The sequence below is a fragment of the Corynebacterium sp. AOP36-E1-14 genome (assembly GCF_052377495.1).
GTDB lineage: Bacteria > Actinomycetota > Actinomycetes > Mycobacteriales > Mycobacteriaceae > Corynebacterium.
Genome location: NZ_JBQSWV010000013.1, coordinates 1 through 16,759, shown reverse-complemented (window position 1 = coordinate 16,759; position 16,759 = coordinate 1). Strand labels below are relative to the sequence as shown.

The following is a 16,759-nucleotide window of genomic DNA, read 5'->3' as shown; positions in this document are numbered from 1 at the left end:
CCGTCCCGACTAGAGTGGGTGCCATGAGTCCTGCGCGCCGTCAGCCCCAGATCGCCCCGTCCATCCTCGCCGCCGACTTCGCGGACATCAGGGGCAGTGTGGCCCTGGTTCCGGGGGCGGACTGGCTGCACATCGACGTGATGGACGGGCACTTCGTGCCGAACCTGAGCTTCGGTCTGCCGGTGGCGGACGCTGTGCGCCGCTCCACGGACACCTTCGTGGACGTGCACCTGATGATCGAGGACCCGGCCCGCTGGGCATCCGACTACGCCGCGTTCGGCAACGTGACCTTCCACCTGGAGGCCGTGGCGGACGTGGAGGCCGCGGTCGCCCTGGCCGCCACGTTGCGTGAGGCGGGCACCAGGGCCGGGGTGAGCATCAAGCCGGGAACCGCGGTGGAACCGCTGCTGGACCACCTCGCCGACTTCGACACGGTGCTGGTGATGAGTGTGGAGCCGGGCTTCGGCGGGCAGTCCTTCATGCCTGAGGTGCTGGACAAGGTCCGTGCCCTGCGTGCCCGTATCGACGCCGACGTGCTGGACACCCTTGTGGAGATCGACGGCGGCATCGGGCCGGACACGGTGGGCGTCAGCGCCGAGGCCGGGGTGGACGTCTTCGTCGCCGGCTCGAGCGTGTTCGGGGCAGAGAATCCCGAAGCCCGGGTGACCGAGCTGCGGAACACTGCCGCGCAGGCGGTCGCCGGGGCATGACGGACCCGCTCGTCGACCGGCTGTCCGCTCTGCTCGCCGAGGCAGGTGCCGGGGAGCCTGCAGAGTCCTGGGAGGCCGAGTCACTGGCCGCCGCGGTGTTGCAGGCGGACGCCGCCGGCCAGGAGGTCCGCGGGACGACCTCGCCGAACCCGCCGGTCGGCGCGGTGGTGCTGGACGCCCAGGGGACTGTTGTCGGTGTCGGGGCGACGAGCCCTCCCGGTGGTGCCCACGCCGAGGTCAACGCTCTGACCGCCGCGGGGGAGCGGGCGCGTGGGGGAACGGCCGTGGTGACCCTGGAGCCCTGTAACCACACCGGACGCACGGGTCCGTGCAGTCAGGCACTGCTGGCGGCGGGCGTGGCGCGCGTGGTGTTCGTCTTCGCCGACCCGGGTGAGACACAGGGCGGGGGAGCGGAGTATCTCCGCGCCGCCGGGGTAGAGGTCATCGGACCGTTGGTGGGAGACACCGGGAACTTGGCGGGAGTGCCGGTGTTCAGCGTGGAGCCGTGGTTGGCGGCACAGCGCCTGGGCCGGCCGCACGTGACGCTGAAGTACGCCGCCACGATGGACGGTTTCGCCGCGGCCACGGACGGCACGTCGCAGTGGATCACCGGCGAGGTTGCCCGCCAACGGGTTCACCGTGACCGTGCGCGCCGAGACGCGATCCTCGTGGGGACGGGGACGGTAGTCGCGGATGATCCACGCCTCACCGCCCGGCGGGCGGACGGATCCCTGTACGACCACCAGCCGCTGCGGATCGTGGTGGGAACCTCGGACCTGGCCGGGGACGCGTCGATCCGTCCTGCCCTGCACCTGCAGACGCGCGACCTGCCTGTGGTACTCGAGGAGTTGTGGGGCAGGGGCGTGGTGGATGTCCTGGTGGAGGGCGGCCCGCACCTGACGGCGGCATTCGTGGCGGCCGGTCTGGTGGACGCGGTGGAGGCGTACACCGCCCCGGCACTACTGGGGGCGGGTTTGCCGGCGGTCGTGGCACCGCAGGGTGCGACGACCACGATGGCCGGCATCCATCGGTTCACATTGAGGTCGGCAGAGACCATCGGCGGGGATGTGCTGATCGTGACAACGCGCAACTGAACCCGATCCTTCGGTGACTCCGGGAGCACGGTGCAGCTCCTGTGCCCCGCTTCACAAGCACCCCGGTACCTGTCCTACACTGAACAGTTATGTTCACCGGAATCGTCGAGGAGACGGGCACGGTCGCCGAGGTAGACGGCACCGAAGACGCCCAGCGCATCCGCATCGCCTGCAGCCACGTCCTGCAGGACGCCACCCACGGGGCGTCCATCAGCGTCAACGGTGTCTGCCTCACCGTGACCGAGTTCGACTCCACCGGCTTCTGGGCCGACTGCATGAAGGTCACCCTGGACTACACGGCCCTCGGTGCCGCGCACCCCGGTGACCGGGTCAACCTGGAGCGCGCCACACCGGCCGGCGGGCGTCTCGGCGGCCACATCGTCCAGGGCCACGTCGACGGCACCGCCGAGCTCATCTCCCGCACCCCGGGCAGCGAGTGGGAGGTCTTCCGCTTCGAACTCACCGGCGCCAGCGCCGAGCTCGCGCGCTACGTCGCCAAGAAGGGCAGCATCGCCGTCAACGGTGTCTCCCTCACCGTGGCTGAGGTCGGGCCCGTCAGCGACCCCTGGTTCGAGGTCTCGCTGATCCCCACCACCCTCGCCGAGACGATGCTCGGCGACCTCAAGACCGGCGACACCGTCAACATCGAGTGCGACGTACTCTCCAAGTACCTCGAACGACTGTCCCAGGCAGAAGGAGACGCCCAGTGAGCGACCTCACCAACCCCACCAGCGGCACCCACGGCTCCAGCTCGGACCGGAGCCAGTCCGGCGACCGTGGCAGCCTGCTCGACCCCGTCGAGGACGCCATCAGCGACATCGCCGCCGGCAAGCCCGTGGTCGTCGTCGACGACGAGGACCGGGAGAACGAGGGCGACATCATTTTCGCCGCCGAGACCGCCACCGCCGAGACCGTGGCCTTCACCGTCCGGCACTCCTCGGGCTACATCTGCGCCGCCGTTCCCGACAGTGAGGCCGACCGGCTCGGGCTGCCGCCCATGGTCGCCCGCAACGAGGACGTCCGCGGCACCGCCTACACCGTCACCGTCGACGCCGCCGAGGGCATCACCACCGGCATCAGCGCCACCGACCGTGCCCGCACCCTGCGCCTGCTCGCCGACCCCACGTCCACCCGCGAGAGCTTCCACCGTCCCGGGCACGTCGTGCCGCTGCGGGCGAAGAAGGGCGGGGTCCTCGAACGCGGCGGGCACACCGAGGCCTCCGTGGACCTCGCCCGCGCCGCCGGGCTGCGTCCGGCCGGTGTGCTGTGCGAGGTCGTCTCCGAGGAGGACCCGACCGGCATGGCACGCCTGCCGGAGCTGCGCCGCTTCTGCGACGAGCACGGCCTGTCGTTGATCTCCATCGAGCAGCTCGCCGACTGGCGCCGCGTGCACACCCCGGTGGTGGCCCGCAGCGTGGAGTCCCGGCTGCCCACCCGCTACGGCAACTTCCACGCCGTGGCCTATAACGGCCTGATCGACGGGGTCGAGCACGTCGCACTGGTTGCCGGTGCCACAGGAGACACCGGAGACACCGGCAACTTCAACGGCGCCGAGGACGTCCTGGTGCGCATCCACTCCGAGTGCCTCACCGGCGACATCTTCGGCTCCCTGCGCTGCGACTGCGGTGAGCAGCTGTCCACCTCCCTGGACCGCATCGCCGAGGCCGGCAGCGGGGTACTGGTGTACCTGCGCGGCCAGGAGGGCCGCGGCATCGGCCTGGTGCCGAAGCTCAAGGCCTACAACCTGCAGGACCAGGGGCTGGACACCGTCGACGCCAACACCGCCCAGGGCCTGCCGGTGGACTCGCGCGAGTACAGCGCCGCCGCCCAGATCCTGCGCGACCTCGGCGTCGGCTCGGTGGCCCTGCTGTCGAACAACCCCGGCAAGCGCCTCGACCTGGAACGCCACGGCATCCCCGTGACCCGCCGGGTGCCCGTGGAGCTGCCCGCCAACCCGGAGAATGAGGCCTACCTGCGCACCAAGCGTGACCGCATGGGCCACCAGATCGACTCGCTGACCCCCGCCGCCCACTAGCCACCACACTCCTAAGGAGCCACCCATGCCCTCGGACGGACTCGCCGACATCACCCTCACCCGCGACGCCGGGGCGGGCTACCGCATCGCCGTGGTCACCGCCTCCTGGAACGCCGAAGTCACCGACCGGCTGCACGAGCACGCCGTGACCGCCCTGCGCCAGGCCGGAGCCTACGTCGGACAGTGGCGCGTCGCCGGTGCCGTCGAACTGCCCGTCGTGGCCGCGGAGGCGGCGAAGAACTTCGACGCCGTCGTCGCCAACGGCTGCGTCATCCGTGGGGAGACCGCCCACTTCGACCACGTGTGCAATGCCGTGACCTACGGGCTGACCCGCGTCTCCCTGGACTGCGGAAAACCCGTCGGCAACGGTGTGCTCACCGTGGAGAACCAGGCCCAGGCCGTCGCCCGCGCCGGCGGCGACGGGGCCGTGGAGGACAAGGGGGCGGACGCCGCCCGCGCCGTCCTGCACTCGCTGCTGGTGCTGCGCGACATCCGCTCGGCACGCTGAGCACGGTTTCGTCGTGGTCCGTGCCCGGGGGTAGGCTGGTGACCCGTGAGCAGCTCTGAATCAGTGTCCCAGTCCACTGTGGCCGACGGCGCGGTAGACCGTGCGGCGGATAGCACGGCCACCGGCGCGACCCCCGGTCGCGCGGGCCGTCCGGAGTGGCTGCTGACCGTCACCTCCACCAGCCTGCGGTGGTGGGCGGTCATCGGTGCGGTCGTGGTCATGGCCGTGCACGTCTTCATGGCCGTCGTCTCCGGGGTGGGGGACACCGGCGCCACGGTCAGCAGCGTGGACCAGTGGGCGTTCATCGGCATCGGCGTGATCATCTCCGCCGCAGTGCTGATGCTGCTGCGCCCCCGGGTGCGCGTCAACGAGGACGGGGTGGAGGTCCGCAACATCTTCGGCGCCCAGTTCTACCACTGGTCGATCATCCACGGCCTGTCCTTCCCCCGTAAGGCCCGCTGGGCCCGCCTCGAGCTGCCGGACTTCGAGTTCGTGCCGATGATGGCCTTCCAGGTCGCCGACCGGTCCACGATCGCCAGGAAGGTGGAGGACTTCCGCGTCCTCGAGGACCGCTACATGCCCGACGAGTAGGGGAGTAGGCTCCGAGTCCATGGCCGACCCCGCCTCCTACCGACCCGCCCCCGGCACGATCCCCACCAGTCCGGGGGTCTACACGTTCCGTGACGCCGACGACCGGGTGATCTACGTCGGCAAGGCGAAGAACCTGCGCGCCCGCCTGTCGAACTACTTCCAGGACCCCGGGCACCTGGAACCGCGCATCCGCACCATGGTGCACACCGCCGACCACGTGCAGTGGACCGTGGTGGGCAGCGAGATCGAGGCCCTGAACCTCGAGTACACGTGGATCAAGAAGTTCGCCCCCCGGTTCAACGTGATGTACCGGGACGACAAGACCTACCCCATGCTCGCCGTGAGCGTGAAGGAGACCTACCCGCGGGCGTTCCTCTACCGTGGCCCGCGCAAGAAGGGCGTGCGCTACTTCGGCCCGTACCCCAAGGCCTGGGCCATCCGCGACACCCTGGAGTCGCTGACCCGGGTGTTCCCGGTGCGCACCTGCACCACCGGGGTGTACCGGCGCCACGAACAGCTCGGACGGCCCTGCCTGCTCGGCTACATCGACCGCTGTTCGGCACCGTGCGTGGGGCGGGTGTCGCCCTCGCAGCACCGCGAACTCGTCGACGAGTTCTGCTCCTTCCTGGCCGGCGGCAACACCGACCGGGTGATCCGCGACGTGCGCGGCGAGATGACGGACGCCGCCGCCGACCTCGACTTCGAACGCGCGGCATCCCTGCGCGACCAGCTCGGGGCGATGGAGAAGACCGTGGAGAAGCAGTCCGTGGTGTTCTCCGACGACACCGACGCCGACCTCGTCGCCGTGGCCAGCGATGAACTCGAGGCCGCCGTGCAGGTCTTCCACGTGCGCGGCGGACGCATCCGCGGCCAACGCGGCTGGGTGGTGGAGAAGAAGGCGTCCACCGACGATGCTGGTGAGGCTGGCGACGCTGGAGACGCCGAAGATTCAGAGGCCGACGGCTGGCCCACGCTGCTGGAGGACTTCCTCACCCAGTTCTACGGGGAGAACGCCGAACTCGCGAACGCCACCGAGTCCGCCGTCGGCGGCAACTCGCGCGCCGACGTCGCGTCCGGCAGTAGCGTCGGCGCTACCGGCACCGGCACCGAGCCGGACGCCGTGGCCCTGGAGCCCGTGCCGCGCGAGATCCTGCTGCCCGTCCTGCCCACCAACCGGGAGCGGCTCACCGACTGGCTCACCGTCCTGCGCGGTGCCCGGGTCACCCTGCGCGTCCCGCAGCGCGGCGACAAGCGCTCGCTGATGGAGACCGCCACCACCAACGCCACCCAGGCGTTACGCCAGCACAAGATCGCCCGCGCCGGCGATCTGACCACCCGCTCGGCGGCCCTGCAGGAACTGCAGGAGGCGCTGTGGATGGACGATTCCCCGCTGCGCATCGAGTGCACCGACATCTCCCACATCCAGGGCACCGACGTGGTCGCCAGCCTCGTGGTCTTCGAGGACGGCCTGCCGCGCAAGTCCGACTACCGTCGCTACCGCATCCGCGAGGCCGCCGGCGACGGGCACTCCGACGACGTCGCCTCGATCGCTGAAGTCGTCCGGCGCCGTTTTAAACGCCATCACAAGGACCGCACCGCCGTGCCCGAGGGCGACGACGGCGGCGACCTGCTGGACGGCGAGGTCACCGTGGAGCAGGCCGAGGCCGGGTCGAAGAAGTTCGCCTATCCGCCGCAGCTCTTCGTCGTCGACGGCGGCAAGCCCCAGGTCAACGCGGCCCAGGAGGTACTCGACGAGTTGGGCGTCACCGACGTCACCCTGGTGGGGGTGGCCAAGCGGCTGGAGGAGCTGTGGGTGCCCGGCGACGATTACCCGGTGATCCTGCCACGCAACTCCCAGGCGCTGTACCTGATCCAGCAACTGCGCGACGAGGCGCACCGATTCGCCATCACCTTCCACCGCTCCAGTCGCGGTAAACGTATGACCCGCTCCGCCCTCGACGAGGTCAAGGGGCTGGGTCCGAAGCGTCGGGCCGAGCTCGTGAAGACCTTCGGCTCGGTGGCCAAGGTCCGGGAGGCCGGGGTGGAGGGCATCACCCAGGTGCCAGGCTTCGGGCCGGCACTCGCCGAGGCCATCGTGGCGGCGTTGGAGCGGCAGACACCACCGGAGTCTTCGGTCTAGAATCGTGGCATGAACGATGCCACCCGAGACACGGGAACGCGACCTGACCGGCAGGAGGCGTCGCTGGTCCTCATCACCGGGATGTCCGGCGCCGGCCGCAAGGAGGCGGCCACCGTCCTGGAGGAGATGGGCTGGTACGTCGCCGACAACCTGCCCCCGGAACTGATCATGCGCATGGTCGAGCTCAGCTTCGAGTCTGACTCGCCCGTCGAGCGCCTGGCCGTGGTGACCGACGTACGCTCGCGCGACTTCGTCGGTTCGCTCACCGAGGTGCTCTCCAGCCTGCACGAGTCCGGCCGGCGGCCTGTGGTGCTCTACCTCGATGCCGACGACCGCACCCTGATCCGCCGATACGGCCGGGTGCGCCGCACCCACCCGCTGCAGGACGGGGAGACGCTGCAGGCCGGCATCGACCGGGAGCGCGAGATGATGGAGGGCATCCGTCAGCGCGCCGACCTGGTCATCGACACCTCCGGCACCAGCGTGCACGACCTGCGCCGCAGCATGGAGGGCTACTTCGAGGCGCTGTCGGACCGGCGTGAGCACGTGACCGTGCAGTCCTTCGGTTTCAAGAACGGCATCCCCAACGACGTGGACGTGATGCTGGACGCCCGCTTCCTGCCCAACCCGTACTGGGACGAGAACCTGCGCGACTACAGCGGGCTGGACGCCCCGGTCGCCGAGTTCGTCCTGTCCCGCCCGGAGGCCTCCGACTACCTCGACGCGGTCGAGACCCTCGTGTCCACCGCGCTGCCCGGCTACCGCAGGGAGGGCAAACGGTTCCTCACCGTCGCGATCGGCTGCACCGGTGGCCAGCACCGTAGCCCGGCGGTCGCCGAGGCGCTCGCCGCGCGCCTGGCGGCGAACCCGGAGCTGGACGTCCGCACCGTCCACCGCGACCTGGAGCCGGGGCGTCCCGGCCGCACCGCCACCGGAGAGGGGGCCTCGGCATGAGCGAGTTGAACGATACGGCTGAAATGAATATTGACCGCATCACCGCCCTCGGCGGCGGCCACGGCCTGTTCGCCACGCTGCGCTCGGCGCGTGCCGCGGCCGAGCACGTCACCGCCGTGGTGACCGTCGCCGACGACGGCGGTTCGTCCGGACGCATGCGCCGCGAGCTCGGCTCGCTGCCCCCGGGGGACCTGCGCATGGCGCTCGCCGCCCTGGTACGCGACACCCCGCGCGGGCACCTGTGGGAACGCACCCTGCAGCACCGCTTCTCCGGGCACGGCGCTCTCGCCGGCCACGCCGTGGGCAACCTGGTGCTCACCGGGCTGTCGGAGGTGCTGGGCTCCAGCATCGAGGCGCTCGACGAACTCAGCGACCTGCTCGGCATCCGCGGCCGGGTGCTGCCGATGTCGCCGGAGCCGCTGGACCTGGAGGCCGAGGTCCAGGGCATCGGCGACGACCCGCGCGAGGTCAACTCCGTGCGCGGGCAGGTCGCCGTCGCGTCCACCCTGGGGCAGGTGCGTCGCGTCCGGCTGATCCCGCAGAACCCGGAGGCCTCACCGGAGGCGGTGCAGGCCATCCTCGACGCCGACCTGGTCACCCTGGGCCCGGGCTCCTGGTTCTCCTCGGTGATCCCGCACCTGCTGATGCCCGGCATCGTCGAGGCGCTGGCCGAGACCACCGCCACCCGCGCGGTGATCATGAACCTCGTCGCCGAGCCGGGGGAGACCAGCGGGTTCTCCATGGAACGCCACATCCACATGCTGCTGCAGCACTGTCCCACCCTCACCATGGACGTGGTGGTGGTCGACACCTCCGTGCTGCTGCCCGGCAATGAACGCCGCCACATGGAACGCGCCGCCGCCCGGCTGGGCGCCACCGTGCTTTACCGCGACGTACGCGAGGACGACGACCGCGGCCGGTGGACCGACCGGCACTCCTCGGCCAAGCTCGCCGGGGTGCTGCGTGAACTCGCCGACTGGGACCGCACCGCCACCCCCACGGTAGGATCACCCGGAACACACGACGAGCCGGGGCACCCGGAGGAAAGGGGCGACAGCCACAGTGGCACTGACGTCTGAGGTGAAGGATGAGCTGGCCCGGGTCAACGAGACCCGGCCGGAGGTCATGACCGCCGAGGTGTCCGGCCTACTGCGCTACTGCGCGGGCCTGCACCTGGTGGCCGGACGCATCGTCGTCGAGGCCGAGGTCGACAACGGCGCCACCGCGCGCCGCGTCTCCCGCTTCGTCGAGGAGCTCTTCGACCTCACCGCCGAGATCCAGGTCGTCGGGGGAGGGAACCTGCGCACCTCCTCGCGCTACGTCCTGCGCTGGGCCGAGGGCGGCACCGAACTCGCCCGCCGCACCGGGCTGATCGACCGTGCCGGACGTCCCGTCCGCGGTCTGCCGCCCTACATCATCGGCGGCACCGCCGAGCAGTGCACCGCCGCCTGGCGCGGCGCGTTCCTCGCCCGCGGCTCGCTGACCGAGCCGGGCCGCTCGTCCTCCCTGGAGGTCACCACGCCCGGCAACGAGGCGGCCCTGGCGCTCGTCGGGGCGGCACGCCGGATCGGGGTCACCGCGAAGACGAAGGAGACCCGCGGGATCATCCGGGTGACCATCCGCGACGGGGAGAGCATCGGCGACCTGCTGACCCGCATGGGTGCGCAGCGCACCCGGCTGGACTGGGAGGAGCAGCGCATGCGCCGCGAGGTCCGGGCCACGGCCAACCGGCTGGCGAACTTCGACGACGCCAACCTGCGCCGGTCCGCCCGCGCCGCCGTCGTCGCCGCCGCCCGGGTGGACCGGGCGTTGACGATCCTCGGCGAGGACGTGCCCGACCACCTCGTGCAGGCCGGCACGCTGCGGGTGCAGCACCGGCAGGCCTCGCTGGAGGAACTCGGCCAGCTCGCCGACCCCCAGATGACCAAGGACGCCGTCGCCGGACGCATCCGCCGCCTGCTCACCATGGCCGACCAGCGCGCCGGCGAGGTCGGCATCCCCGACACCCACGCCGCGGTCACCGACGACATCTTCGACCTCGATGACATGGACGACATGGAAGATCTGGACGGTACGGGGGACCCCGCCGACGCCGAAGATAAGCGGTTGACCCCGGAGGATCAGGGCACGGAATAGCTCCACGGCGGGGCGCCGGATTCCGCTGTACTCTGGACAACGGCAACTCACCACTCATCGAGAACAGGAGCTTTACCGTGACGGTACGGGTAGGAATCAACGGGTTCGGCAGGATCGGCCGCAACTTCTTCCGGGCACTCCGCGAGAGCGGGGCTGACCTCGAGGTCGTCGCCTTCAACGACCTCACCGACAACAAGACCCTGGCCAACCTCCTGAAGTACGACTCCATCCTGGGTCGTCTGGACGCCGAGGTCAGCTACGACGAGGAGTCGATCACCGTCGACGGCAAGCGTCTCGTGGTCACCGCCGAGCGCGACCCGCAGAACCTCAAGTGGGGCGAGCTGGGTGTCGACATCGTCATCGAGTCCACCGGTTTCTTCACCGACGCCACCGCCGCGAAGGCGCACGTGGACGCGGGTGCGAAGAAGGTCATCATCTCCGCCCCGGCGAAGAACGAGGACGCGACCTTCGTCGTCGGTGTCAACCACACCGACTACGACCCGGCGGCGCACACGATCATCTCGAACGCATCGTGCACCACCAACTGCCTGGCACCGATGGCCAAGGTCCTCGACGAGGAGTTCGGCATCGTCAAGGGTCTGATGACCACCATCCACGCCTACACCGGCGACCAGCGTCTGCACGACGCACCTCACAAGGACCTGCGTCGCGCCCGCGCCGCGGCCCTGAACATCGTGCCGACCTCCACCGGTGCGGCCAAGGCCGTGTCCCTGGTGCTCCCGCAGCTCAAGGGCAAGCTGGACGGCTACGCACTGCGCGTGCCCGTGCCCACCGGCTCGGTCACCGACCTGACCTTCGAGGCGTCCAAGGAGGTCAGCGTCGAGGCCGTGAACGCCGCCATCAAGAAGCACGCCGAGGGTGAGCTCAAGGGCGTGCTGTCCTACTCCGACGACGAGCCGCTGGTCTCCACCGACATCGTCGGCGACTCGCACTCCTCGATCTTCGACTCGGGTCTGACGAAGGTCATCGGCAACCAGGTCAAGGTCGTCTCCTGGTACGACAACGAGTGGGGCTACTCGCGCCGCCTCGTGGACCTCGCCGCCTACGTGGGCGAGCGTCTCTGATCCACCTCCGGGTGGTCCAGTAGTCTGGAGCAGTACCGGCCGGTTCCACCGGTCCCACGGCGGGTCGGCACATGCCGACCCGCCGTCACCCTGTCTGCTCCCGTCCGGCCACCATTTCTTCCACCCCTCACGAACGATCCCCGTCAACCACCTATCCACAGGAGACTGAGCCATGACCGTGAAGACCATCGACGACCTCATCGCCGACGGTGTCGAAGGACGTCACGTCCTCGTCCGCGCCGACCTGAACGTGCCCCTCAAGGACGGTGACATCACCGACCCGGGCCGCATCGACGCCTCGCTGCCCACCCTGCGCCGCCTCGTCGACGCCGGTGCCCGCGTCATCGTCACCGCCCACCTCGGCCGCCCGAAGGGCGAGGTCAACCCCGAGTTCTCTCTCGCCCCCGTCGCCGAGGCCCTCGCCGAGCGTCTCGACCAGTGGGTGCCGCTGGCGCAGGACGTCACCGGCGAGGACGCCCACGAGCGTGCCAACGGCCTCAACGACGGCGACATCCTCCTGCTGGAGAACGTCCGCTTCGACGCCCGCGAGACCTCCAAGGACGAGGCCGAGCGCCAGGCGTTCGCCGCCGAGCTCGCCGCGCTCACCGGCGACAACGGGGCCTTCGTCTCCGACGGCTTCGGTGTAGTCCACCGTCGCCAGGCGTCCGTCTACGACGTCGCCGCCCTGCTGCCGCACTACGCCGGCGGTCTGGTGCAGTCCGAGCTCGAGGTCCTGCGCACCGTGTCCGAGGACCCGGCCCAGCCCTACGCCGTGGTGCTCGGCGGCTCGAAGGTCTCCGACAAGCTCGGCGTGATCGAGGCGCTCGCCCCCAAGGTCGACACGCTGATCATCGGCGGCGGCATGTGCTTCACCTTCCTCGCCGCCCAGGGCCACTCCGTGGGCAGCTCGCTGCTGCAGGAGGACATGATCGACACCTGCCGCGACCTGCTCGAGCGTTTCGGTGACGTCATCGCCCTGCCGTCCGACGTCGTCGTCGCCCCCGAGTTCGCCGCCGACGCACCGGCCACCACCGTCGCCGCCGACGCCATCCCGGACGGCCAGATGGGCCTCGACATCGGTCCGGACTCCGTGGCCGCGTTCTCCGAGACCCTCGGTGCCGCCAAGACCGTGTTCTGGAACGGCCCGATGGGCGTGTTCGAGTTCGCCGCCTTCGCCGACGGCACCCGTGGGCTGGCCGAGGCGATCATCAAGGCCACCTCCGCCGGCGCGTTCTCCGTGGTCGGTGGCGGCGACTCCGCCGCCGCCGTGCGCACCCTCGGCCTCGACGAGGACGGCTTCAGCCACATCTCCACCGGCGGCGGCGCCTCCCTCGAGTTCCTCGAGGGCAAGGAACTGCCCGGCATCACCGTTCTCGAGAACTGAGGAGTACCCACCATGTCACGCACCCCGCTCATCGCCGGCAACTGGAAGATGAACCTCAACCACCTGGAGGCCATCCAGGTCGTCCAGAAGTTCGCCTTCGCCCTGCCCAAGGACTACTACGAGCACGTCGACGTCGCCGTGATCCCCCCGTTCACCGACATCCGCAGCGTGCAGACCGTCGTGGACGGCGAGAAGATCCCGCTGACCTACGGCTCCCAGGACGTCTCCGTCCACGAGTCCGGCGCCTACACCGGCGAGGTCTCCGCCCCGATGCTGGCCAAGCTGGGCTGCAGCTGGGCCGTCGTCGGCCACTCGGAGCGTCGCCAGTACCACGGGGAGGACGACGCGACCGTGGCCGCCAAGGCCAAGGCCGCGCTGGGCTCCGGGCTGTCGCCGATCGTGTGCGTCGGCGAGCCGCTGGAGGTCCGCGAGTCCGGTGAGCACGTCGACTACGTCGTCGCGCAGACCCGCGCCTCCCTGGACGGTCTGTCGTCGTCCGACCTGGCCAACGTGGTCATCGCCTACGAGCCGGTGTGGGCCATCGGCACCGGCAAGGTCGCCTCGGCGTCCGACGCGCAGGAGGTCTGCGCCGCGATCCGCGTGCTCGTCGCCGAGCTCGCCGACCAGCAGACCGCCGACGGCGTCCGGATCCTCTACGGCGGTTCGGTGAAGACCGACTCCGTCGCCGAGATCGTCGGCCAGGCCGACGTCGACGGCGGACTCGTCGGCGGGGCCAGCCTCGACGGCGAGGATTTCGCACGACTGTGCGCGGCCGCTGCAAAGGCCGCCGGCTAGAGGCACAATGGGGGAATGACATCCCCCACTGAAGAGTCCGACACCACGGTCCCCGGCACCGCCATCCCCGTCGTCCCACCGGACCGGGACGAGCCGGAGATCGTGCCGGGTCTGCGTCAGGAACTGCGCTACCTCGGCTCCATCCTCGGCGACGTCATCCGCGACCAGGAGGGCGAGGACGTCTTCGCCCTCGTCGAGGAGACCCGGCAGGCGGCGTTCTCCATCCGCCACGGTGACGGCGACGTCGCCGACCTCGCCGACCGGCTCCGCGACCTCTCCGCGGACAAGGCACTGCCCGTAATCCGGGCCTTCTCCCACTTCGCCCTGTTGGCCAACCTGGCCGAGGACCTGCACGAGGAGCGCCTGCGCGAGCGCCTGGCCGATGAAGGTGCCGCCCCGCCGCGTGCCACCCTGCAGGCCGCCTGGAAGGCCCTCGACGAGGGCGAGGTCAGCGCCGCGGAGGTCTCGAAGGTCGTGGAGTCCGCCTACGTGGCGCCCGTACTCACCGCGCACCCCACCGAGACGCGTCGGCGCACCGTCTTCGACGTCCAGTGGGACATCACCCGCCTGATGCGCAAGCGCGGCCACATCCTCAACGCCGGGCGCACCGCCCGCAGCGACGACCGGCTGGCGAGCATCGACCGCGACATCCGCCGCCGCGTGACCATCCTGTGGCAGACCGCCCTGATCCGCTCGGTGCGCCCGCGCATCGAGGACGAGATCAACGTGGGCCTGCGCTACTTCACCATCAGCCTGCTGCAGGAGATCCCGCAGATCAACCGGCGCGTCACCGTGGAACTGCGGGAACGCTACGGACAGGACGTCCCTGCCACCCCGGTGGTGCGCCCCGGCAGCTGGATCGGCGGCGACCACGACGGCAACCCCTTCGTCACCGGTGAGACGGTGGACTACGCGTCCTCGCGTGCCGCCCAGACCGTCTTCGACTGGTACCTCGCGCAGCTGCACGACCTGGAGCACGAGCTCAGCCTGTCCAGCCGGTTGACCTCGGCCACCCCGGAGCTCGACGAGCTCGCGGACCGCGGCCACAACGACGTCCCGTCCCGCGTCGACGAGCCCTACCGTCGGGCCGCCCACGGCATCCGCGGACGGATCGCGGCCACTGCCGCCGCCCGTCTCAGCGACGCCGTCGACCCGGACCGCACCGCCGGACCGCACGAGCCCTACGCCGACGCCACCGAGTTCCTCGCCGACCTGGAGACCGTGGACGCCTCCCTGCGAGCCAGCGCCGACGACCTCATCGCCGACCACCGTCTCGGCACCGTCATCGCCGCCGCCCAGTCCTTCGGCTTCCACCTGAGCAGCCTGGACCTGCGACAGAACTCCGAGAGCTTCGAGGCGATCCTCACCGAGATCTTCGCCCGGGCCGGTGTGGTCGGCGACTACACCACGCTGGACGAGGACGCCCGCGTCGAGCTGCTCGCCGGCGAACTGCACTCACCGCGTCCGCTGACCGACCCGCGCGCCACGTGGAGCGAGGCGACCGAGCGCGAGCTCGGCATCTTCCGCTCCGCGGCGGCCGCCGTCGCCCGCTTCGGTCCCGACGCCGTGCCGCACTGCATCATTTCCATGGCGTCCAGCGTCTCCGACATCCTGGAGCCGATGATCCTGCTCAAGGAGGTCGGCCTGATCGACGTCACCGACGGCGAGGTCACCGGCGGGATCGACGTGATCCCCCTGTTCGAGACCATCGACGACCTCGCCAACGGCTCGTCGGTGATGGCGCAGCTGTGGGGCCACGGCTTCTACCGTGACTACGTCGCCCAGCGTGGCGGTGTGCAGGAGGTCATGCTCGGCTACTCCGACTCGAACAAGGACGGCGGCTACTTCGCCGCCAACTGGGGCCTCTACGACGCGGAACTGTCGCTCGTCGCCGCGGCGAAGGACGCCGGGGTGGGCCTGCGCCTGTTCCACGGGCGCGGCGGCACCGTCGGACGCGGCGGCGGCCCCAGCCACGAGGCGATCCTCGCCCAGCCGGAGGGCGCGGTGCAGGGCAGCGTGCGCATCACCGAGCAGGGAGAGATCATCTCCGCGAAGTACGGGGTGCCCTCGGTGGCGCGCCGCAACCTCGAGGCGCTGGTGTCGGCGACACTGGAGGCCAGCCTGCTCCCCGTCGACCGCATCGACGACCCGGACGACGCCTACGCCGCCATGCGTGAGATCGCCGAGTTGTCCCGCAAGGCCTACGCCACGCTGATGCACGAGGACGACGGGTTCATCGACTACTTCACCTCCTCCACACCGCTGGCGGAGATCGGGAACCTGAACATCGGCTCGCGTCCGAGTTCGCGCAAGCAGACCAGCAGCATCGCCGACCTGCGCGCGATCCCGTGGGTGCTGTCCTGGTCGCAGTCGCGCATCATGCTGCCCGGCTGGTTCGGCGTGGGTTCGGCGTTGCGCGACTGGGTCGGCGAGGACGAGTCGGGGGAGAAGCTGGCGTACCTGCAGGAGCTGCACCGATCCTGGCCGTTCTTCCGCTCGGTCCTGTCGAACATGGCGCAGGTGATGGCCAAGGCCGACCTGTCCGTGGCGAAGTTGTACTCCGGCCTGGTGCCCGACGCCGCCGACGCCGAGCGCATCTACGACACCATCGTCGACGAGTTCCACCTCACCCTGGACATGTGCCTGAAGGTCACCGGGCAGGACAGCCTGGTCACCGACAACCCTGCACTGGCGATGTCGGTGCGCAACCGGTTCCCGTACCTGCTGCCGCTGAACCTGCTGCAACTGGAGCTGCTGCGCCGCTACCGTGCCGGGGACCGCAGCGAGGACGTGCTCGACGGCATCCGCCTGACCATGAACGGGCTGGCCACGGGGCTGCGCAACTCGGGCTAGGGCCCGTGTGCCTGGTGCGGGGTGTCGTGGGTGTCACGATGTCCGGCGGTGGGCTATGATGGTGTGGTTATCGCATGGCCCCGACCGACGTAAGGCAGTTCGCATGGTTCTCACCCTCCAGATCCTTCTGGTGGTCACCAGCCTCATTCTGGGACTCTCCGTTCTTCTCCACAAGGGGAAGGGCGGCGGCCTGTCCAGCCTGTTCGGTGGCGGTATGCAGTCGAGCCTGTCGGGCTCCACGGTGGTGGAGAAGAACCTCGACCGGTTGACGGTCACCACCGCGGTGATCTGGATCGCCGCCATCATCGGACTGAACCTGGTCGTCCACTACAACGTGGGCTGATCCGGCCTGTAGCTGGCCCGCACGTCCGGCCCCTGCACCTTGGTGGTGCGGGGGCTTTGGTGTGCGCGGGGGTCAGTCCTCGTCGGCAGGGTCCTCGGTGTCGGCGTCTGTGTCGTCGGTGTCGTCGAAGC

Annotated in this window: 15 protein-coding genes; all 15 read left to right on the top strand. The window is 70.2% G+C overall.

The genetic code is table 11. The features are described from left to right. The first annotated feature begins 23 nt into the window (after positions 1-23). On the top strand, positions 24-710 hold the full coding sequence (gene rpe / locus ACT3TD_RS07645; RefSeq protein WP_301441914.1) for a ribulose-phosphate 3-epimerase: 687 nt from the start codon (positions 24-26) through the stop codon (positions 708-710). Then, positions 707-1,804 carry a bifunctional diaminohydroxyphosphoribosylaminopyrimidine deaminase/5-amino-6-(5-phosphoribosylamino)uracil reductase RibD gene (ribD, locus tag ACT3TD_RS07640; RefSeq protein WP_441579435.1) on the top strand — a complete coding sequence of 366 codons (1,098 nt, stop codon included), beginning with the start codon at positions 707-709 and terminating at the stop codon, positions 1,802-1,804. The genes rpe and ribD overlap by 4 nt, the downstream gene beginning before the upstream one ends. A gap of 89 nt (positions 1,805-1,893) precedes the next feature. Beyond that, the gene (locus ACT3TD_RS07635; protein WP_301441916.1) at positions 1,894-2,514 is read left to right on the top strand and encodes a riboflavin synthase; all 621 of its coding nucleotides are present in this window, start codon (positions 1,894-1,896) and stop codon (positions 2,512-2,514) included. 74 nt (positions 2,515-2,588) lie between these two features. Continuing rightward, positions 2,589-3,839, top strand: coding sequence for a bifunctional 3,4-dihydroxy-2-butanone-4-phosphate synthase/GTP cyclohydrolase II (locus ACT3TD_RS07630; protein ID WP_301441920.1), 1,251 nt, complete (start codon positions 2,589-2,591; stop codon positions 3,837-3,839). A gap of 25 nt (positions 3,840-3,864) precedes the next feature. After that, positions 3,865-4,347: a 6,7-dimethyl-8-ribityllumazine synthase gene (ribH, locus tag ACT3TD_RS07625; RefSeq protein WP_301441917.1), complete on the top strand. Its 483-nt coding sequence runs from the start codon at positions 3,865-3,867 to the stop codon at positions 4,345-4,347. 45 nt (positions 4,348-4,392) lie between these two features. Then, on the top strand, positions 4,393-4,938 hold the full coding sequence (locus ACT3TD_RS07620; protein WP_441582932.1) for a PH domain-containing protein: 546 nt from the start codon (positions 4,393-4,395) through the stop codon (positions 4,936-4,938). A gap of 19 nt (positions 4,939-4,957) precedes the next feature. Next, the gene (uvrC, locus tag ACT3TD_RS07615) at positions 4,958-7,078 is read left to right on the top strand and encodes an excinuclease ABC subunit UvrC (protein ID WP_441579433.1); all 2,121 of its coding nucleotides are present in this window, start codon (positions 4,958-4,960) and stop codon (positions 7,076-7,078) included. 9 nt (positions 7,079-7,087) lie between these two features. Then, positions 7,088-8,032 carry an RNase adapter RapZ gene (gene rapZ / locus ACT3TD_RS07610; RefSeq protein WP_301442875.1) on the top strand — a complete coding sequence of 315 codons (945 nt, stop codon included), beginning with the start codon at positions 7,088-7,090 and terminating at the stop codon, positions 8,030-8,032. After that, positions 8,029-9,111, top strand: coding sequence for a gluconeogenesis factor YvcK family protein (locus tag ACT3TD_RS07605; RefSeq protein ID WP_301442876.1), 1,083 nt, complete (start codon positions 8,029-8,031; stop codon positions 9,109-9,111). Before rapZ ends, ACT3TD_RS07605 begins: the two co-directional genes overlap by 4 nt. Then, entirely contained in the window at positions 9,095-10,168 is a 1,074-nt protein-coding gene (gene whiA / locus ACT3TD_RS07600; protein WP_301442877.1) for a DNA-binding protein WhiA, read from the top strand. The genes ACT3TD_RS07605 and whiA overlap by 17 nt, the downstream gene beginning before the upstream one ends. A 77-nt stretch (positions 10,169-10,245) precedes the next feature. Then, entirely contained in the window at positions 10,246-11,253 is a 1,008-nt protein-coding gene (gene gap, locus ACT3TD_RS07595) for a type I glyceraldehyde-3-phosphate dehydrogenase (RefSeq protein ID WP_301442878.1), read from the top strand. 172 nt (positions 11,254-11,425) lie between these two features. Beyond that, entirely contained in the window at positions 11,426-12,637 is a 1,212-nt protein-coding gene (locus ACT3TD_RS07590) for a phosphoglycerate kinase (RefSeq protein ID WP_301442879.1), read from the top strand. 12 nt (positions 12,638-12,649) lie between these two features. Then, the gene (tpiA, locus tag ACT3TD_RS07585) at positions 12,650-13,432 is read left to right on the top strand and encodes a triose-phosphate isomerase (protein ID WP_301442880.1); all 783 of its coding nucleotides are present in this window, start codon (positions 12,650-12,652) and stop codon (positions 13,430-13,432) included. A 99-nt stretch (positions 13,433-13,531) separates the two neighbouring features. Next, on the top strand, positions 13,532-16,285 hold the full coding sequence (gene ppc, locus ACT3TD_RS07580; protein ID WP_301442882.1) for a phosphoenolpyruvate carboxylase: 2,754 nt from the start codon (positions 13,532-13,534) through the stop codon (positions 16,283-16,285). Positions 16,286-16,388: 103 nt separating this feature from the next. Continuing rightward, on the top strand, positions 16,389-16,628 hold the full coding sequence (gene secG, locus ACT3TD_RS07575) for a preprotein translocase subunit SecG (RefSeq protein ID WP_301442881.1): 240 nt from the start codon (positions 16,389-16,391) through the stop codon (positions 16,626-16,628). Positions 16,629-16,759: the final 131 nt, after the last annotated feature.